This is a genomic window from Microbacterium sp. DT81.1 (genome assembly GCF_049844955.1).
Taxonomy (GTDB): domain Bacteria; phylum Actinomycetota; class Actinomycetes; order Actinomycetales; family Microbacteriaceae; genus Microbacterium.
On the sequence record NZ_JBNCMA010000001.1, the window covers coordinates 416,514 to 434,356 of the forward strand.

A 17,843-nucleotide genomic window follows, 5' to 3' on the forward strand; every position below is an offset into this window, starting at 1 on the left:
AGTGATCGACTATCGCCGCTTGAGGGTGGCCCTGCTCGGGGCCGGAGCCGTGGGGTCGCAGGTCGCCGCGCTGCTGCTGAAGCACGGGGACGAGCTCGCCGACCGCGCGGGCGCGGCGCTCGAGCTCGTCGGCATCGCCGTGCGCGACATCGACGCCCCCCGCGACACCGAGCTGCCGCCGGAGCTTTTCACGACCGACGCCGAAACGCTCATCATGGGCGCCGACATCGTCATCGAGCTGATGGGCGGCATCGAGCCCGCGAAGCAGTACGTGCTGCAGGCGATCAACTCCGGGGCCGACGTGGTGACGGCCAACAAGGCCCTCCTCGCGACGCACGGTCCGGAGCTGTTCGACGCCGCCGACCAGGTCGGCGCGCAGGTGTACTACGAGGCCGCCGCCGCGGGCGCGATACCGATCATCCGGCCCCTTCGTGACAGCCTGGCGGGCGACCGCGTGCGGCGCATCATGGGCATCGTCAACGGCACGACCAACTACATCCTCGACCGCATGGACACCGAGGGCGCCGACTTCTCCGACGTGCTCGCGCAGGCGCAGCAGCTCGGCTATGCGGAGTCCGACCCGACGGCCGACGTGGAGGGCTACGACGCGGCGCAGAAGGCGGCGATCCTCGCCAGCCTCGCGTTCCACACGACGGTCCCGCTCGACGCAGTGCACCGCGAGGGGATCACGGGCATAGACAAGGCGATGATCGACTCCGCCCGCCATGCCGGCTACGTCATCAAGCTGCTCGCGGTGTGCGAACGGCTCGCCGCCACGAACGGCGGTGCGGATGCCGCGGGTGCGGCATCCGAGTCGATCTCCGTGCGTGTCTACCCGGCCCTGATCCACCGCGACCACCCCCTCGCCAGCGTGCACGGGGCGAACAACGCCGTGTTCGTCGAGGCGGAGGCCGCCGGCAACCTCATGTTCTACGGCGCCGGTGCCGGCGGCGTGCAGACCGCTTCGGCGGTGCTCGGCGACGTCGTCTCGGCCGCCCGACGGCACATCGCCGGCGGGGTCGGCGTGGGGGAGTCCACGCTCGCGAACCTTCCCCTCGTGCCGATCGGGCACGTCTCGACCCGGTACCAGATCACGCTCGAGGTCGACGACGAGACCGGCGTGCTCGCCACCGTCGCCGGCATCCTCAGCGACGGCGGCGTCTCCGTCGCGACGGTCGAGCAGACCGTTATCACAGACTCGGTCGCTGAGCGCCCTTCGTCTCATCGCTCCGCTCCTGGCTCAGGAACCGCGAAGCGAGACGAAGCGCTGGCCGGTCATCACCTGGGCGAGGAGGGCGGCGTCGCCCGTCTCGTCATCGGAACCCACACCGCACGGGAGCAGGACCTGAGCGACACCGTCGATCGACTCGCGGCAAGCGGCGTCGTCGAACGGGTCGTCTCGGTGCTGCGAGTAGAAGGAGAGTGACATGGCACACGTCTGGCGCGGAGTTCTGCGCGAATACGCCGACCGACTCGGAGTGACCGACGCCTCGACCGTCGTGACCCTCGGAGAGGGCGGCACGCCGCTCCTCCCGGCGCCGGCGCTCTCGCGCCGCACGGGGACCGATGTCTGGGTCAAGTTCGAGGGGATGAACCCGACCGGCTCGTTCAAGGACCGCGGCATGACCGTCGCCCTCTCGCGCGCGGTCGAGCACGGCGCGAAGGCCGTCATCTGCGCGTCGACGGGCAACACCTCGGCATCGGCCGCAGCCTATGCGGCCCACGCCGGGATCACGGCCGCGGTGCTCGTGCCCGAGGGCAAGATCGCCATGGGGAAGCTCAGCCAGGCCGTCGCGCACAACGGCCAGCTCATCCAGATCCGCGGCAACTTCGACGACTGCCTCGAAATCGCCCGCGAGCTCGCCGACTCCTATCCGGTGCACCTGGTGAACTCCGTCAACCCCGACCGGATCGAGGGCCAGAAGACGGCAGCGTACGAGGTCGTGGAGGTGCTGGGCGACGCGCCCGACTTCCACTTCATCCCCGTCGGCAACGCCGGCAACTACACCGCCTACTCGCGCGGCTATCGCGAAGAGGCCGAACGAGGGGTCGCGACGCGCGTCCCTCGCATGTTCGGATTCCAGGCCGAAGGCAGCGCGCCGCTGGTGCGGGGCGAGATCGTGAAGAACCCCGAGACCATCGCCAGCGCGATCCGCATCGGCAACCCGGCATCCTGGGACCTCGCCCTCGAGGCGCGGGAGGCGACCGACGGCTGGTTCGGCGCGATCGATGACACGCGCATCCTCGCGGCGCAGAAGCTGCTCGCGGGCGAGGTCGGCATCTTCGTCGAGCCCGCGTCGGCGATCAGCGTCGCGGGCCTGCTCGACCGCGTCGAGGCGGGCGTCGTGCCGCAGGGCGCGCGGGTCGTGCTGACCGTGACGGGCCACGGACTCAAGGACCCGCAGTGGGCCCTCCGCGCCGCCGACGGCAGCGACATCCGCCCCACCGTCGTGGAGGCCACCACGTCGGACGTCGCGTCCGTGCTGGGATTGGTGCCGGTAGGGGCGCCCGCGTGACACCAGCCCCGGTTCCTGAGCCTGTCGAAGGGCGCACGGTCGCCGTGCGCGTGCCGGCGACGAGCGCCAACCTCGGACCCGGCTTCGACACCCTCGGGCTCGCCCTGTCCGTGTACGACGAGCTCGAGGTGACATCGCTTCCGGAGCCGGGCCTGGAGATCGAGGTCTCCGGGCAGGGCGCCGCCGACGTCCCGCGCGACGCGTCGCACCTCGTGGTGCGCGCGATGGCCTACGCCTACGAGGCGTTCGGCAGGCGGATGCCGGGGCTTCGCATCGTCGCACGCAACGTCATCCCGCACGGGCGGGGGATGGGCTCATCGGGCGCCGCCGTGGTCGCGGGCCTGCTCGCCGCGAAGGGCCTGCTGGAGGGCGACGTCGAGATGAGCAGCGATGACCTGCTGCGACTGGCCACCGAGCTCGAAGGTCACCCGGACAACGTCGCGCCGGCGCTCTTCGGCGGGCTGACGATCGCCTGGATGTCGAACGACGGCCCCCAGCACAAGAAGCTCCTCGTGCACCGGGGCGTTTCCCCCCTCGTCTTCGTCCCCGAGTTCACCATGTCCACCAGCCTCGCCCGGAGCATGCAGCCGTTGCAGGTTCCCCGCGAGGACGCCGTGTTCAACGTGTCGAGGTCCGCGCTGCTGATCGCGGCGCTCATCCAGAGCCCCGAACTGCTGCTCGCGGCGACCGAGGACAAGCTGCACCAGGACTACCGGGCCGACGCCATGCCGGCCACCATCGGCCTCGTCCGCGACCTTCGGGCGCACGGATATGCGGCGGTGGTATCGGGTGCCGGCCCCAGCGTCCTCGTGCTCGCCGATGGGCCTGGGCGGCGGCTGGAGGCCGCCGAGATCGTGGCCCGATCGGACACTCCGTGGGACGCGCTCATGCTGGCCGTCGACTTCAAGGGTGGTACAGTGAGGGACATAACGGAGGGTTCCACGTAACTGCGTGACTCTGGCCTCCGATCGCAATCTGCGAAACCCTGCACGACCCCGCCTCCCGGTATTGAGCATGTCCACCGGACCCTGAGCTTGTCGAAGGGCGGCGCGGGCCGACGTCGTTGTGGCGTACGTCGCGTGCAGTCTGATCATCCACACGTTTACAAGGGAGAACTCGTGGAGTCCATCTCCGAGATCCACACCGACAACGCGCCCGCCGAGGGCGAAGAGTCGATCGACCAGACCGAGGCGCAGGGCACCGAAGCCCCTGCCGAGGATGCGACAGCAGCCGACGCGCAGGCCCCAGCCGAGGACGCCGTCGCACAGGCGGAGGTCGCCGAGGCGATCACCTCCATCGAGGCATCCGAGCTCTCGACCTCGACGGTCGCACCCGTCGAGCCCGAGCAGGCGCCGGCCGAGGCCCCCGCCGAGAAGCCCGCACGCAAGCGCGCGCCCCGTCGGGCGAGCTCGGCCGACACCGCAGCAGGCGCACCGCCGCGCGCACGCGCTCCGCGTCGAGCGAAGACCGCCGACGTCGCACCGGCCGAGGCGCCCGTCGAGCCGGCCGAGCAGGCGGAGGCGCCGGCGGAGCTGATCGAAGCGCCGGTCGAGCCGACCGAGGCGCCGGTCGAAGAGTCCGAGCAGGCCGAAGCGCCCGTCGCGGGCGCCGAGGAGGCCGCAGAGCCGACCGAGGCCCCGGCGGAGGTGCCTGCCGCCGAAGAGGCCCAGACGCCCGCCGACGAGGCGCCCGCCGACGAGTCGCCCGCCGACGAGTCGCCCGCCGACGAGTCGCCCGCTGACGAGACGCCCGCCGACGAGACGCCCGCCGACGAGACGCCCGCCGACGAGACGCCCGCCGACGAGGCTTCCTCCGCCGAAGAGGGCGGCGAGTCCGCGGCATCCGCCGACGCCGGCGATGACGCACCCAGCCGCGGTCGCAACCGCAACCGCAACCGCAACCGCAACCGCGGTCAGGGCGGCCAGGGCGGCGACAACGGCCAGGCGACCCAGCCGGCCGCGCACGGCCAGCAGGGGGGCCAGCAGCAGCCGCAGCGCGGGCAGAACAACAACGCCCAGCAAGCGGCTTCGAAGGATGCCGACGCCGACGACGAGAGCTCGCAGAGCGCCCGCAATCGACAGCGCAACAAGCGCCGCGGTCAGGTCGGCGACGAGTTCGAGACCGAGATCGGCGAGGATGACGTCCTCATCCCCGTGGCCGGCATCCTCGACGTGCTCGACAACTACGCGTTCGTGCGCACCACCGGCTACCTCCCGGGCACGAGCGATGTCTACGTCTCGCTCGGCCAGGTCAAGAAGTACAACCTCCGCAAGGGCGACGCCGTCGTCGGTGCGATCAAGCAGCCCCGCGAGGGCGAGCAGTCGGGGCGTCAGAAGTACAACGCGCTCGTCAAGGTCGACTCGGTCAACGGGCTGTCCGTCGAGGACGCCGCGACCCGCGTCGAGTTCGGCAAGCTGACGCCGCTGTACCCGCAGGAGCGCCTGCGCCTGGAGACGGCGCCCGAGAAGCTGACCCAGCGGATCATCGACCTCGTCGCCCCCATCGGCAAGGGCCAGCGCGGCCTCATCGTCGCGCCCCCCAAGGCGGGCAAGACGATCGTGCTGCAGCAGATCGCGAACGCCATCGCGACGAACAACCCCGAGGTCCACCTCATGGTCGTGCTCGTCGATGAGCGTCCGGAAGAGGTCACCGACATGCAGCGCACCGTGCGCGGCGAAGTGATCGCCTCGACATTCGACCGTCCGGCGGAGGATCACACCACCGTCGCCGAGCTGGCCATCGAGCGGGCGAAGCGCCTCGTCGAGCTCGGCCGCGATGTCGTCGTGCTGCTGGATTCGATCACCCGCCTCGGCCGTGCGTACAACATCTCTGCACCGACGTCCGGTCGAGTGCTCACGGGCGGTGTGGACGCCTCGGCGCTCTACCCGCCGAAGCGCTTCTTCGGCGCGGCCCGCAACATCGAGAACGGCGGATCGCTCACGATCCTCGCGACCGCGCTGGTGGAGACCGGATCCAAGATGGACGAGGTCATCTTCGAGGAGTTCAAGGGCACCGGCAACAGCGAGCTGCGCCTGTCCCGCCAGCTCGCCGACAAGCGCATCTTCCCGGCCGTCGACGTCAACGCGTCGAGCACCCGCCGAGAAGAGATGCTGCTCTCGGCCGACGAGGTCAAGATCACGTGGAAGCTGCGTCGTGCCCTCGCAGGCCTCGACACGCAGCAGGCGCTCGAGGTCGTGCTCGGCAAGCTCAAGGAGACGCAGTCCAACGTCGAGTTCCTGGTGCAGATGCAGAAGTCGATCCCGACGCCCACCGGCGGCGGGCACAGCCACGGGCACGAGAACAACATTCGCTGACCCGCGTCGTTCGGAGCATTCATGTTCGATTCGGTGAAGACCCTCATCGAGGAGCACAAAGCCGTCCAGGAGGAGCTCTCCGACCCGGCCGTGCATGCCGACGCGGCGCGCGCCAAGCGCGTCAATCGGCGTTACGCAGAGCTCTCGAGGATCGTCGCCGCCTACGACGCGTGGAACGCGGCATCCGATGATCTGGATGCCGCGCGCGAGCTGGCGCGCGACGACGAGGCCTTCGCCGCCGAGGTCCCGGCCCTCGAAGAGGCCCTCGCGACGACTCAGGAGCGCCTCCGGCGCCTCCTGATCCCTCGCGACCCCGACGACGCGCGCGACGTCATCATGGAGATCAAGGGCGGTGAGGGCGGCGCCGAGAGCGCCCTCTTCGCCTCCGACCTGCTCCGGATGTACATGCAGTACGCGGCCTCGAAGGGCTGGAAGACCGAGTTGCTGGAGCGCACCGAGTCCGATCTCGGCGGCTTCAAGGACGTGCAGGTCGCCATCAAGGGCTCCTCGACGGACCCGGCGCAGGGCGTCTGGGCGCACCTCAAGTACGAGGGCGGCGTGCACCGCGTGCAGCGTGTGCCCGCCACCGAGTCGCAGGGCCGCATCCACACTTCGACCACCGGCGTGCTGGTGTTCCCCGAGGTGGACGAGCCCGACGAGGTCGAGATCAACCCCAACGACCTGAAGATCGATGTCTTCCGATCCTCCGGCCCCGGCGGGCAGTCCGTGAACACCACCGACTCGGCCGTGCGCATCACGCACCTCCCGACGGGGATCGTCGTCTCGATGCAGAACGAGAAGTCGCAGCTGCAGAACCGCGAGGCCGGCATGCGCGTGCTGCGCGCGCGCATCCTCGCCAAGCAGCAGGAGGAGCTGGATGCCGCGGCATCCGATGCCCGCAAGTCGCAGATCCGCGGTATGGACCGATCCGAGCGCATCCGCACGTACAACTTCCCGGAGAACCGCATCGCGGACCATCGGACGGGGTACAAGGCGTACAACCTCGACCAGGTGATGGACGGCGCCCTCGGTCCCATCGTCGAGTCGTGCATCGCGGCCGACGAGGAGCTGCGGCTCGCCGCCCTCGGCTCCGACGACTGACCGGGCCCCGGCCCCGACCGCCTCTCCACAGCGGTGCGTGGTTCTCGAGCGATGTGTCGCCGCCGTCCTGCCAGGACAAACGCCCGCAGCAGCGCGCGCGGTTCAGCACCGCGGGAGCGGGGCACATTGCGCCATCGGGCGTGAATGCGGCTGGTCATGCCCTCCCGTGCCGTCGCGCTACGCTCGGCACGTGATCATGCTTCTGTTGCGCGGGTTCATCTTCCTGCTATCGGCCGCCCTCGGTCTGATCGTGGCCGACTGGGTGCTGCCCGGCTTCTCGATCGACTGGTCCGACTGGTGGGGCTTCGCCCTCGCCGTGGTCATCTTCGCCGTTCTGCAGAGCGTGCTCGCGCCGTTCATCATGAAGATGACGCACCGCCACGCTCCCGCGTTCCTCGGCGGCATCGGCATCATCTCGACATTCGTCTCGCTTCTCGTCGTCGAGGCGTTCGTCGACGGGCTGAACATCGGCACGCCGGTCGTGCTGACCTGGATCCTCGCACCGCTCATCGTGTGGCTGGTCACCGCCCTCGCAACGTGGCTGCTGCCGATGGTGTTCATCAAGCGCACGGTGCAGGAGCGCCGGGCGCCGGCCGTGCAGGGCTGATCCGCGGCACCCGCACGCCGCCGCCGCAGCCGCAGCCGCAGCCGGCACCGCGGCCGCGGCCGCTAGATGTGGTACTCGGGCGCCGTCAGCAGCGCCCGGGTGTCCTCACCGGGTCGACGAACGCGCGACGTCGCGGGCACCCCGACGAGCACCGAATCCGGGGCCGCATCCCGCGTTACCACCGCGTTCGCGCCGATGACCGTGCCCGCGCCGATGGTGATGGGCCCGAGCACCTTCGCGCCCGCACCGACGGCGACGCCGTCGCCGAGCGTCGGGTGCCGCTTGCCGCCCTCGCGCTGACGGCCGCCGAGCGTGACGCCGTGGTAGAGCATCACGTCGTCGCCGATCTCGGTCGTCTCGCCGATGACGACGCCCATGCCGTGGTCGATGAAGAATCGCCGGCCGATGACGGCACCAGGGTGGATCTCGATGCCCGTCAGCCAGCGCGTGAACTGCGACAGGGCGCGGGCCGGAAAGCGGGCGCCCCGTCGCCACAGCACATGCGTGACCCGGTACGCCCAGACGGCGTGCAGGCCGGGGTAGAGCAGGGCGATCTCCAGACCGCCCCGCGCGGCGGGGTCGCGAAGCTTGGCCGCGGTGACGTCTTCGCGGACGCGGCCCCAGACCGTCACCCTCAGTCCTCGCGGATGTGCTCGTAGAGGGCGGTGCTGAGGTACCGCTCGCCCGCGGAGGGCACGATCACGACGATCTTCTTGCCGGCGTTCTCCGGACGCTTGGCGACCTCGAGGGCGGCCCAGATGGCGGCGCCGCTCGACATGCCCACGAGGATGCCCTCTTCCGTCGCCGTGTCGCGGGCCACGCGGATCGCGTCGTCGAATTCGACGTCGATGACCTCGTCGAGCACGCTGCGGTCGAGGATCGCCGGCACGAAGTTGGGGCCGATGCCCTGGATCTTGTGGGGGCCGGGGTGTCCCTCGGTCAGCACGGGGGAGTCCTTCGGCTCGACCGCGATGATCTGCACGTCCGGCTTGCGCTCCTTGAGCACCTGGCCGACGCCGGTGATCGTTCCACCCGTGCCCACGCCGGCGATGAAGATGTCGACCTCGCCGTCGGTGTCGTTCCAGATCTCCTCGGCTGTCGTCTTGCGGTGGATGGCCGGATTCGCCTCGTTCTCGAACTGGCGGGCCCAGATCGCACCGGGGGTGTCCGCGACGATCTGCTTCGCGATGTTGACGGCCTCCGACATGCCCTTGGTGGGGTCGGTGAGCACGAGCTCGGCGCCGAATGCCTTGAGCAGCGTGCGGCGCTCCTTCGACATCGACGACGGCATCGTCAGGATGACCTTGTAGCCGCGGGCCGCGCCCACCATCGCGAGGGCGATGCCGGTGTTGCCGCTCGTGGACTCCACGATCGTGCCACCGGGGGGAAGCTCACCGGATGCCTCCGCGGCATCGACGATGGCGATGCCGAGGCGATCCTTCACGCTGGAGACGGGGTTGTAGAACTCGAGCTTGACGAGGACCTCGGCGCCGAGGCCCTCTGTAAGCCGGTTCAGACGTACCAGCGGTGTGTTGCCGAATGCGGTTGTGATGTCGGGGTGGATGCCGGCCATGGCCTGCCTTTCGCGGACGGGTAAGCGAGTGGGTTCCAACGCCGACCAAGCCTAGAGGAGGTCCCCGCGCCGGAGCCGCGTGTGACGCAATAACGCAGGAGGCCCCCGGTAGGCTGGGGCCGCCCATGCCTGAATCCTCCGACCAGCCCGAGCGCGCGGCGACCGCGACGGCGCGTGCCACCCTCGAGCGCACCGCGGAGCGTCTTGAGAGGGCGGGCATCGCCGACCCGATGGTGGATGCCGAGCTGCTGCTCGGGCACGTGCTGCAGGTCAGTCGTGGCGCCGTCCAGGCCGCGGTGGTGCGAGGCGACGCTCTGCCGGCCGAGGCGGTGGCCGCTCTCGATGAGCTGACCGAACGGCGGGCCGGTCGCGAGCCGCTGCAGCACATCACCGGGGTCGCGCCGTTCCGGCATCTCGAGCTGAAGGTGGGACCCGGGGTCTTCGTGCCACGCCCGGAGACCGAGATCGTCGCCCAGATAGCCATCGACGCGCTGAGCGCGGTCGCGTCGGCGTCACCGATCGCCGTCGATCTCGGCACGGGCAGCGGGGCCATCGCCCTCGCGCTCGCGACCGAAGTGCCGCATGCCCGGGTCTACGCGGCGGAGAACTCCGTCGATGCCTTCATCTGGACCAGGGAGAACTTCGAGCGGGTCGGTGCGGACAACGCCCGCCTCGCCTTCGTCGACCTGGCGAAGGCCTTCCCGGAGCTCGACGGTACGGTGTCGGTCATCGTCTCCAACCCACCGTACGTGCCGGAGAACGCGATTCCCCGCGACCCCGAGGTGCGTCTCTTCGACCCGCAGGCGGCCCTCTATGGCGGCCCGGACGGCCTGGATGTCGTGCGAGAGGTGAGCCGCGCTGCGCTCCGTCTCGCACACCCCGGCGCCACGGTCGTGATCGAGCATGGCGAGTGGCAGGGAGCCGACATCCGCGCGCTGCTCACGGCGGACGGCTGGCGCGCGGCCGCCACCCACCCGGACCTGACCCTCCGCGACCGCGCGACGACGGCCGTCCGGCCCTGAGTTCCCAGCCTGCTCCCCGTAGACTTGAAGCGACATGTCTCCCGTATACGACTGCAGCGACGAGGCGCAGCTGCTCTCCGGCATGCGCCACGCGCGCCAGGCGATCGGCCGCGGCGAGCTCGTGGTGCTGCCGACCGACACCGTCTACGGCGTCGCGGCCGACGCGTTCAGCGCCCGAGCGGTGCAGCGCCTCCTCGATGCCAAGGGCCGAGGGCGACAGCAGCCCCCGCCCGTGCTGGTGGCGGGTGTATCGACGCTGAACGCGCTCGTGCAGGAGGTCCCAGAACCCATCGAGCGACTGGTCGCCGAGTTCTGGCCCGGCGGCCTGACGATCGTGCTCCCTTCGCAGCCGTCCCTCGCGTGGGATCTCGGGGAGACCCGCGGCACGGTCGCCGTGCGGATGCCCGCTCACCACATCGCGCTCGAACTGCTGGAGGAGACCGGTCCGCTCGCCGTCTCCAGCGCCAACCTCACCGGGCGGCCGGCCGCCGTGGCGGTCGACGCCGCGCTGCAGATGCTCGGGGACAGCGTGTCGATCTACCTGAACGGCGGCCCGTCCACGACGGGCGTGGCGTCAACCATCATCGATGCCACCAGCCTCGTCGGCCCCTCCTCGGACGACGCCGACCGGCGAGTGCGCGTGCTGCGCGACGGTGCGGTCTCGCGCGAGCAGTTGCGAGGGGTGCTTGCCGACCTCCTCGAAGAGGACCCGGACGAGCAACCGGACGGCGCCGAGTGAAGCAGTACGTCTTCACCATCCTCTTCACCGCCGCGATGACGCTGTCGCTCGCCTGGGCGGTGTGGCAGCTGAGCCTCCGGTACAAGCTCTACCCCGGCATCCGCGAGCGGGACGTGCACAAGAACCCGACACCGCGGCTCGGGGGAGTGGCGATCTATCTGGCGATCGTCGCGGCCATCGCCGTCTCGGCGGCGAACCCGTTCTTCGAGATCTTCTGGGTGAATCCGAGACCGGTGGTCGCCATCCTGATCGCGAGCACCATCATCGTCCTCATCGGCGTCGCCGATGACCTGTGGGACCTCGACTGGATGATCAAGCTCGGTGCGCAGTTCCTGGCCGCCGGCGTGATCGCGTGGTTCGGCGAGCTCCAGATCTACTCGCTGCCGATCGGTGGCCTGGCCGTCGGCTCGAGCGTCGTGAGCGTCACCCTGACCGTCTTCGCGATCGTCATCGTGATGAACGCGGTGAACTTCATCGACGGACTCGACGGGCTCGTCGCCGGCGTATGCCTCATCTCGAACGGCATCTTCTTCGCCTATTCCTACATGCTGGTCCGCGATATCGGCTCGAGCACCTACTTCAACCTCGCTTCCTTCCTCGCAGCCGTGCTGGTCGGCGCCTGCGCCGGCTTCCTGCCGCTCAACTGGAACCCGGCGAAGATCTTCATGGGGGACTCAGGGGCCTTGGTCCTCGGTCTGCTGATGGCCACGTCTGCCATCGCGATCACGGGACAGCTCGATCCGGCGGTACTCGACCCCGACGAGATCGGCCGCTCCCAGCTGCTCGGTGCCTTCATCCCGATCCTGCTGCCGGTCGTCGTGGTGATGCTGCCGCTGCTGGATTTCGGCCTTGCCGTCATCCGTCGCATGCAAGCAGGCAAGTCGCCCTTCTCGCCCGACCGCAAGCACCTGCATCACCGGATGCTCGACATGGGCCACACAGACCGCGACGCTGTGCTGATCTTCTACGCATGGACGGCCGTCATCGGCATCGCCGTGCTGCTCATGTACATCGCTGTCCGCGAGGACTGGCCCGGCACGTACTGGATCGGCGTCGCCTTCGGCGTCGTCGGCGCCGCCGCGTGCCTCGTGGTGACCCTCATGCCCTCCCGTCGCGCATCAGCCGCGGCACGCCCGCTCGCCACCGCGCCGAAGCCCCCGCGCGCTGATGCGCCGAACCCCCCGAGCGCGAACGCGCAGAACCTGGAGGAGGCCCGATGAGCGGCGCCACCGTCTCGAGCACACCCGTCCTTCGCGCCACCCTCACGTGGAGCGCCGTCGTGACGGCCGCCCTCGCCGTCGTCGGCTCGGTGATCGGCTACCTCGTCGCCGGCCAGGACGGCCTGTGGAGCGCCCTCGCCGGCGTGCTGCTGGCGGCCGTCTTCCTCGCGATCACCGGGGCCAGCATCCTTGTGGCGAACCGGTGGTTCGGAAGCGACCTCTACGTGCCGGTCTTCTTCGCCATCGTCCTCGGCGGCTGGATCCTCAAATTCGTGGTCTTCATCGTCGTCCTGCTCCTCGTGCGGGGGCAGCCCTGGGTGAATCCGACCGTGTTCTTCGTCGCCATCGTCGTCAGCATCCTTGCGTCGCTGATCATCGACATCATCGTGATGATGCGCATGCGGATGCCGCACGCGTCCGATGTCACCCTTCCCGGCGACGAGTCGTCGTCCTCGGACCGACCCGGTTCGGGGCCGTCCGGTTTCTGACCGCGCGGAATCCTTGGTAGGCTGAATCCGTTCCCGCGGGCCTGCACATCGCCGTCATTGGCGTCATGCCGCCTCGTGGATGACGCTCATCACTCATCGTCGCATCGGTCCCCAATCGGTGCCCCGAAGCTGGAGCCAGCCCTGTTGACTCAAGCCGCGACTTTCATCGCCAAGGCATCCTCATCCGACGGTGAGTTCCATCCGCCGTCCATCGAGGAGTTCTTCCCCGAACCGATCTTCTTCGAGGGCACTCTCTTCGCCATCACGCGGATCAATCTGATCCAGATCCTCGCGACGATGGTCCTGATCATCGTCTTCCTCATCGGCACGCGCCGCATGAGGATGGTGCCGAGCCGGTTCCAGAGCGTCATCGAGATGGGGCTGGACTTCGTCCGCGTCAACATCGCGCACGATCTCCTCGGCCGCAAGGACGGCAATCGGTTCCTGCCGATCCTGACGACGTTCTTCTTCATGATCCTGTTCATGAACATGACGGGCGTCATCCCGTTCCTGAACATCGCCGGCACGAGCGTCATCGCGGTCCCGCTGCTGCTGGCGATGGTCTCGTACGTCACCTTCATCTACGCCGGCATCAAGAAGAGCCCGTCCAACTTCTTCAAGAACTCGCTGATGCCCTCGGGCCTGCCGTGGGTGCTCTACATCCTGATCATTCCGCTCGAGTTCCTCTCGACGTTCATCATCCGGCCGATCACCCTGACGCTCCGACTGCTGATGAACATGATCGTCGGCCACCTGATGCTCGTCCTGTTCTTCTCCGCGACGCAGTTCTTCGTCGTCACCCTCGGCGGCTGGTGGACGCTGCTGGGAGCGGGAACGCTTGCGTTCGGCTTCGTCTTCACACTCTTCGAAATCCTGGTGGCTTTCCTCCAGGCGTACGTCTTCACGATCCTCACCGCGGTCTACATCCAGCTCGCGGTCGCGGAAGAGCACTAGCGGGCAGGCTTCGCCGCCCACAACGAAAGGAAAAACACCCGTGGATGCAACTACGGTTCTCGCCGAGGTCTCCGGCTCCATCGCCACCGTCGGCTACGGCCTTGCTGCGATCGGCCCGGCCATCGGCGTGGGCATCGTCGTCGGAAAGACGATCGAGGGCGTCGCGCGTCAGCCCGAGCTCGCGGGGCGCCTCCAGGTGCTCATGTTCATCGGTATCGCGTTCACCGAGGCGCTCGCGTTCATCGGTATCGCGACCGGCTTCATCTTCGGCTACTAGCCATCCGCTCACGACGTAAGGAGACAGGATGCTGAGCGCTCTTGTCACGCTCGCCGCCGAAGAGGGCGAGGCGGCGTCGAACCCGCTGATCCCGGCGTGGTACGACATCATCTGGTCCGGCGTGTGCTTCATCGTCATCCTGCTGGTGTTCTGGAGGGCCGTCCTGCCTCGCATGCAGGCGCTGCTCGACCAGCGCGCCGCCGCGATCGAGGGCAACATCGAGAAGGCCGACGAGGCCCAGAAGAAGGCCGAAGCGGCCCTGGCGCAGTACACGGCTCAGCTCGCCGACGCCCGGCGCGAAGCCGGCGAGATCCGCGAGCACGCCCGGGATGAAGGCAAGCAGATCGTCGCAGAGGCGAAGGATGCCGCATCGGCGGACGCCGCTCGCATCACGGCCACCGCGCACGCGCAGATCGAGGCGGAGCGCCAGAGCGCTCTCGTGTCGCTGCGCTCCGAGGTCGGCACCCTGGCTCTCGATCTCGCCGGGGGCGTGATCGGCGAGTCGCTCTCCGACGACCAGAAGGCGCAGAACGTCGTCGACCGGTTCCTCGCGGAGCTCGAGGCGTCCGAGAAGACGGCGTCGGAAAAGGCAGCCCGCTGATGGGCAGCGCGTCCACTCAGGCACTCGGGACGATCGTCGCCGCGCTCGACGCCGAGAAGGCTGTCGACCTCGAGACCGCCCAGGAGCTCTTCGCCGCGGCGCGTGTCATCGGCGAGTCCTCGCACCTGAGCGGCGCGCTGGCCGACCCGACGGCAGCCCTCGAGTCGCGCTCGCGGCTCGTGTCGGACATCTTCGGATCGAGCTTCCAGCCGGGCACCATCGCCCTCCTGACCTCGGTCGTCGGGCAGCGGTGGTCCAACTCGGCCGACCTGGTCGACGGCATCGAGGAGCTCGCGGTGCGGGCGGCCACCGTCGCCGACAAGCGCGCCGACGTCGAGGGCGAGCTGTTCCGCGTGTCACGGATCGTCGCCGAGAACCCGCAGCTGGAGCTCGCGCTGGGCAGTCGCCTCGGCGACACGAGCGCCAAGGGCGCACTGGTGCACAAGCTGCTCGACGGCCGCGCCAACACGGCGACGGCCCTCATCGTGTCATCGCTGGTACAGCAGCCTCGCGAGCGACGCGTTCGCCAGCTGCTGACGCGCGCGATGCAGATCGTCGCCGACCAGCGGGGGCGTACTGTCGCCACCGTCGTCACCGCGGCACCGCTGAGCCTCGCCCAGCAGAACCGCCTCATCGAGACGCTCTCCCGCCGTTACGGCTCGGGCGTCTCGCTCAACGAGGTCATCGATCCGGCCGTCGTGGGCGGATTGCGCGTGCAGATCGCCGATGATGTCATTGATGGCAGCATCGCGTCCCGCCTCGCGGATCTCCGACAGAAGCTCGCGGGCTAGTACCTGGATTTCCCGCCTCGCGCGGAGGGGCGAAAGCCCCACAACACGAAGGAAGACAATGGCAGAACTATCGATCAGCCCCGACGTCATCCGTGACGCGCTGAAGGACTTCGTCGCCGCATACGAGCCCACCGGCGCCGCGGCGACCGAGGTCGGAACCGTCATCGACGCCGCCGACGGCATCGCCCACGTCGAGGGACTCCCCGGCGTCATGGCGAACGAGCTCGTGACGTTCCAGGACGGCACCAAGGGGCTCGCGCTCAACCTCGACGAACACGAGATCGGTGTCGTCGTGCTCGGCGAGTTCTCCGGCATCGAGGCCGGCCAGGAAGTCACCCGCACGGGTGAGGTCCTCTCGGTCCCCGTCGGCGACGCCTACCTCGGCCGCGTGGTCGACCCCCTCGGCCAGCCCATCGACGGGCTCGGCGAGGTCGTCTCCACCGACCGCCGCGCGCTCGAACTGCAGGCACCGGGCGTCATGCAGCGCAAGTCGGTGCACGAGCCGATGCAGACGGGCATCAAGGCGATCGACGCGATGATCCCGGTGGGCCGTGGCCAGCGCCAGCTCATCATCGGCGACCGCCAGACCGGCAAGACCGCGATCGCGCTCGACACGATCATCAACCAGAAGGCCAACTGGGACTCGGGCGATGTGACGAAGCAGGTGCGCTGCATCTACGTCGCCATCGGGCAGAAGGGCTCCACGATCGCGGCCGTCAAGGGCGCGCTCGAGGACGCGGGCGCACTGGAGTACACGACGATCGTCGCCGCCCCGGCATCCGACCCCGCCGGCTTCAAGTACCTCGCCCCGTACACCGGCTCTGCCATCGGCCAGCACTGGATGTACGACGGAAAGCACGTCCTGATCATCTTCGACGACCTGACCAAGCAGGCCGAGGCGTACCGCGCCGTGTCGCTTCTGCTGCGCCGCCCGCCGGGCCGCGAGGCGTACCCCGGCGACGTCTTCTACCTGCACTCCCGCCTGCTCGAGCGCTGCGCGAAGCTCTCGGACGAGCTCGGCGCGGGCTCGATGACCGGCCTGCCGATCATCGAGACGAAGGCCAACGACGTGTCGGCTTACATCCCGACCAACGTGATCTCGATCACCGACGGCCAGATCTTCCTGCAGTCCGACCTCTTCAACGCCAACCAGCGCCCCGCGGTCGACGTCGGCATCTCGGTGTCGCGAGTCGGCGGCGACGCGCAGGTCAAGTCCATCAAGAAGGTCTCGGGAACGCTGAAGCTCGAGCTGGCCCAGTACCGCTCGCTCGAGGCCTTCGCGATGTTCGCGAGCGACCTCGACGCGACGTCGCGGCGCCAGCTTTCCCGTGGCGCGCGCCTCACCGAGCTGCTCAAGCAGCCGCAGTACTCGCCCTACCCCGTCGAGGAGCAGGTCGTCTCGATCTGGGCCGGCACGAACGGCAAGCTCGACACGATCGAGGTCGAGGACGTGCTGCGCTTCGAGCGCGAGCTGCTGGATTACCTTCGTCGCAACACGACGGTGCTCGACACCCTGCGCGACACCAACGTGCTCGATGACGACACCGCCGCCGAGCTCGGCAAGCGCACCGACGAGTTCATCCTGGAGTTCCAGGGCGGCCGCGGTCAGGCGATCGATCGCCCCGGTCACGAGGAGTTCGCGCCGGCGGATGCCGAAGACGTCAACCAGGAGCAGATCGTCAAGGGACGCCGGGGTTAGGAAGCCGACAGGCACACTATGGGCGCACAACTGAGGGTCTACAAGCAGAAGATCAACACTGCTCAGACGACCAAGAAGATCACCAAGGCGATGGAGCTCATCGCTGCCTCGCGCATCCAGAAGGCGATGACGCGCGTCCGCGCATCCTCGCCGTTCGCGCGGGCTGTGACGCGGGCCGTCTCGGCGGTTGCGACGCACTCCAACGTCGATCACCCGCTGACGCGCGAGCCCGACGTGGTCCGCCGCTCGGCGGTCGTGATCTTCGCGTCCGATCGCGGCCTCGCCGGCGCCTTCAACTCGCAGATCCTCCGCGAGGGACTGGAGATGTCCGAGCTGCTGAAGTCGCAGGGCCGCGAGGTCACCTATTACCTCGTGGGGCGCAAGGCGGTCGGCTACTTCCAGTTCCGTCGCCTCGAGAGCGCCGCCGAGTGGACGGGCGACACCGACACGCCGCACTTCCACACCGCGGAGGAGATCGCCGCGACGCTGCTGGATGCGTTCGCGCGCGACTACGAGGCCGGCGGCGTCGACGAGATCCACCTCGTGTACAACCGCTTCGTGAGCATGATGACTCAGTCGCCCGAGACCGTGCGCCTGCTTCCCCTGCAGATCGTCGAGGCCGATGCGTCGGCCGCGGCGGACAACCAGGTGTACCCGCTCTACGAGTTCGAGCCGGATGCCGAGACGGTGCTCGACGCGCTGCTTCCCGTGTACATCCAGAGCCGGGTCTTCAACGCCATGCTCCAGTCCTCCGCCGCGAAGCACGCGGCAACGCAGAAGGCGATGAAGTCGGCGAGCGACAACGCCGACAAGCTCATCACCGATTACACCCGGTTGCGCAACAACGCGCGTCAGGCCGAGATCACCCAGCAGATCGCCGAGATCGTCGGCGGCGCCGACGCGCTGTCGTCGAAGTAGTTCACCACTCCCGGTTCCTGTTC

At 69.0% G+C, this 17,843-nt stretch carries 18 protein-coding genes; 16 read left to right on the forward strand and 2 right to left on the reverse strand.

The window, feature by feature from the left end; genetic code table 11:
* The first annotated feature begins 1 nt into the window (after position 1).
* The 6 genes from ACLQ2Q_RS01855 (at position 2) to ACLQ2Q_RS01880 (ending at position 7,538) form a co-directional block, all read left to right on the forward strand.
* A complete protein-coding gene (locus ACLQ2Q_RS01855) occupies positions 2–1,426 on the forward strand; it encodes a homoserine dehydrogenase (protein WP_425817359.1) in 1,425 nt (474 codons plus the stop codon).
* Position 1,427: 1 nt separating this feature from the next.
* The gene (gene thrC, locus ACLQ2Q_RS01860) at positions 1,428–2,516 is read left to right on the forward strand and encodes a threonine synthase (protein ID WP_425817361.1); all 1,089 of its coding nucleotides are present in this window, start codon (positions 1,428–1,430) and stop codon (positions 2,514–2,516) included.
* Complete coding sequence (thrB, locus tag ACLQ2Q_RS01865; RefSeq protein ID WP_425817363.1) at positions 2,513–3,463, forward strand: homoserine kinase; 951 nt, start codon at positions 2,513–2,515, stop codon at positions 3,461–3,463. Before thrC ends, thrB begins: the two co-directional genes overlap by 4 nt.
* 171 nt (positions 3,464–3,634) lie before the next feature.
* The gene (gene rho / locus ACLQ2Q_RS01870) at positions 3,635–5,830 is read left to right on the forward strand and encodes a transcription termination factor Rho (RefSeq protein WP_425817365.1); all 2,196 of its coding nucleotides are present in this window, start codon (positions 3,635–3,637) and stop codon (positions 5,828–5,830) included.
* Positions 5,831–5,851: 21 nt separating this feature from the next.
* On the forward strand, positions 5,852–6,931 hold the full coding sequence (gene prfA, locus ACLQ2Q_RS01875; protein ID WP_425817367.1) for a peptide chain release factor 1: 1,080 nt from the start codon (positions 5,852–5,854) through the stop codon (positions 6,929–6,931).
* 196 nt (positions 6,932–7,127) lie between these two features.
* Positions 7,128–7,538, forward strand: coding sequence for a phage holin family protein (locus ACLQ2Q_RS01880; protein ID WP_425818593.1), 411 nt, complete (start codon positions 7,128–7,130; stop codon positions 7,536–7,538).
* Between the two features lie 62 nt (positions 7,539–7,600).
* Here ACLQ2Q_RS01880 and epsC read toward each other — a convergent pair whose 3' ends face one another.
* Positions 7,601–8,170 (reverse strand): serine O-acetyltransferase EpsC, encoded by a 570-nt coding sequence (epsC, locus tag ACLQ2Q_RS01885; protein WP_425817369.1) that lies wholly within the window; start codon positions 8,168–8,170, stop codon positions 7,601–7,603.
* A 2-nt stretch (positions 8,171–8,172) separates the two neighbouring features.
* On the reverse strand, positions 8,173–9,111 hold the full coding sequence (gene cysK, locus ACLQ2Q_RS01890; protein ID WP_425817371.1) for a cysteine synthase A: 939 nt from the start codon (positions 9,109–9,111) through the stop codon (positions 8,173–8,175).
* A 125-nt stretch (positions 9,112–9,236) separates the two neighbouring features.
* On the opposite strand from cysK, the gene prmC reads away from it, so the two are divergent.
* The 10 genes from prmC (at position 9,237) to ACLQ2Q_RS01940 (ending at position 17,820) form a co-directional block, all read left to right on the forward strand.
* Positions 9,237–10,133 (forward strand): peptide chain release factor N(5)-glutamine methyltransferase, encoded by an 897-nt coding sequence (gene prmC, locus ACLQ2Q_RS01895; RefSeq protein ID WP_425817373.1) that lies wholly within the window; start codon positions 9,237–9,239, stop codon positions 10,131–10,133.
* Positions 10,134–10,167: 34 nt separating this feature from the next.
* A complete protein-coding gene (locus ACLQ2Q_RS01900) occupies positions 10,168–10,872 on the forward strand; it encodes an L-threonylcarbamoyladenylate synthase (RefSeq protein WP_425817375.1) in 705 nt (234 codons plus the stop codon).
* A complete protein-coding gene (locus ACLQ2Q_RS01905) occupies positions 10,869–12,092 on the forward strand; it encodes an MraY family glycosyltransferase (protein ID WP_425817377.1) in 1,224 nt (407 codons plus the stop codon). The genes ACLQ2Q_RS01900 and ACLQ2Q_RS01905 overlap by 4 nt, the downstream gene beginning before the upstream one ends.
* Positions 12,089–12,580 carry a hypothetical protein gene (locus ACLQ2Q_RS01910; RefSeq protein WP_425817379.1) on the forward strand — a complete coding sequence of 164 codons (492 nt, stop codon included), beginning with the start codon at positions 12,089–12,091 and terminating at the stop codon, positions 12,578–12,580. The genes ACLQ2Q_RS01905 and ACLQ2Q_RS01910 overlap by 4 nt, the downstream gene beginning before the upstream one ends.
* A 144-nt stretch (positions 12,581–12,724) precedes the next feature.
* Entirely contained in the window at positions 12,725–13,534 is an 810-nt protein-coding gene (gene atpB / locus ACLQ2Q_RS01915; protein WP_425817381.1) for a F0F1 ATP synthase subunit A, read from the forward strand.
* A gap of 40 nt (positions 13,535–13,574) precedes the next feature.
* Positions 13,575–13,811, forward strand: a complete 237-nt coding sequence (atpE, locus tag ACLQ2Q_RS01920; protein WP_425817383.1) for a F0F1 ATP synthase subunit C — start codon at positions 13,575–13,577, stop codon at positions 13,809–13,811.
* Positions 13,812–13,839: 28 nt separating this feature from the next.
* Positions 13,840–14,412: a F0F1 ATP synthase subunit B gene (locus ACLQ2Q_RS01925; RefSeq protein WP_425817385.1), complete on the forward strand. Its 573-nt coding sequence runs from the start codon at positions 13,840–13,842 to the stop codon at positions 14,410–14,412.
* Positions 14,412–15,203: a F0F1 ATP synthase subunit delta gene (locus tag ACLQ2Q_RS01930; RefSeq protein ID WP_425817387.1), complete on the forward strand. Its 792-nt coding sequence runs from the start codon at positions 14,412–14,414 to the stop codon at positions 15,201–15,203. The genes ACLQ2Q_RS01925 and ACLQ2Q_RS01930 overlap by 1 nt, the downstream gene beginning before the upstream one ends.
* A 58-nt stretch (positions 15,204–15,261) precedes the next feature.
* Positions 15,262–16,902, forward strand: a complete 1,641-nt coding sequence (gene atpA, locus ACLQ2Q_RS01935; RefSeq protein ID WP_425817389.1) for a F0F1 ATP synthase subunit alpha — start codon at positions 15,262–15,264, stop codon at positions 16,900–16,902.
* A gap of 18 nt (positions 16,903–16,920) precedes the next feature.
* Positions 16,921–17,820 (forward strand): F0F1 ATP synthase subunit gamma, encoded by a 900-nt coding sequence (locus tag ACLQ2Q_RS01940; RefSeq protein WP_425817391.1) that lies wholly within the window; start codon positions 16,921–16,923, stop codon positions 17,818–17,820.
* Positions 17,821–17,843: the final 23 nt, after the last annotated feature.

What these genes read in the sequence shown, in the direction of transcription:
- thrC (WP_425817361.1), top strand. Translation starts at nt 1,428, where the DNA reads ATGGCACACGTCTGGCGCGGAGTTCTGCGCGAATACGCCGACCGACTC.
- prfA (WP_425817367.1), top strand. Translation starts at nt 5,852, where the DNA reads ATGTTCGATTCGGTGAAGACCCTCATCGAGGAGCACAAAGCCGTCCAG.
- ACLQ2Q_RS01880 (WP_425818593.1), top strand. Translation starts at nt 7,128, where the DNA reads ATGCTTCTGTTGCGCGGGTTCATCTTCCTGCTATCGGCCGCCCTCGGT.
- cysK (WP_425817371.1), bottom strand. Translation starts at nt 9,111, where the DNA reads ATGGCCGGCATCCACCCCGACATCACAACCGCATTCGGCAACACACCG.
- prmC (WP_425817373.1), top strand. Translation starts at nt 9,237, where the DNA reads ATGCCTGAATCCTCCGACCAGCCCGAGCGCGCGGCGACCGCGACGGCG.
- ACLQ2Q_RS01900 (WP_425817375.1), top strand. Translation starts at nt 10,168, where the DNA reads ATGTCTCCCGTATACGACTGCAGCGACGAGGCGCAGCTGCTCTCCGGC.
- ACLQ2Q_RS01910 (WP_425817379.1), top strand. Translation starts at nt 12,089, where the DNA reads ATGAGCGGCGCCACCGTCTCGAGCACACCCGTCCTTCGCGCCACCCTC.
- ACLQ2Q_RS01925 (WP_425817385.1), top strand. Translation starts at nt 13,840, where the DNA reads ATGCTGAGCGCTCTTGTCACGCTCGCCGCCGAAGAGGGCGAGGCGGCG.
- ACLQ2Q_RS01930 (WP_425817387.1), top strand. Translation starts at nt 14,412, where the DNA reads ATGGGCAGCGCGTCCACTCAGGCACTCGGGACGATCGTCGCCGCGCTC.
- atpA (WP_425817389.1), top strand. Translation starts at nt 15,262, where the DNA reads ATGGCAGAACTATCGATCAGCCCCGACGTCATCCGTGACGCGCTGAAG.
- ACLQ2Q_RS01940 (WP_425817391.1), top strand. Translation starts at nt 16,921, where the DNA reads ATGGGCGCACAACTGAGGGTCTACAAGCAGAAGATCAACACTGCTCAG.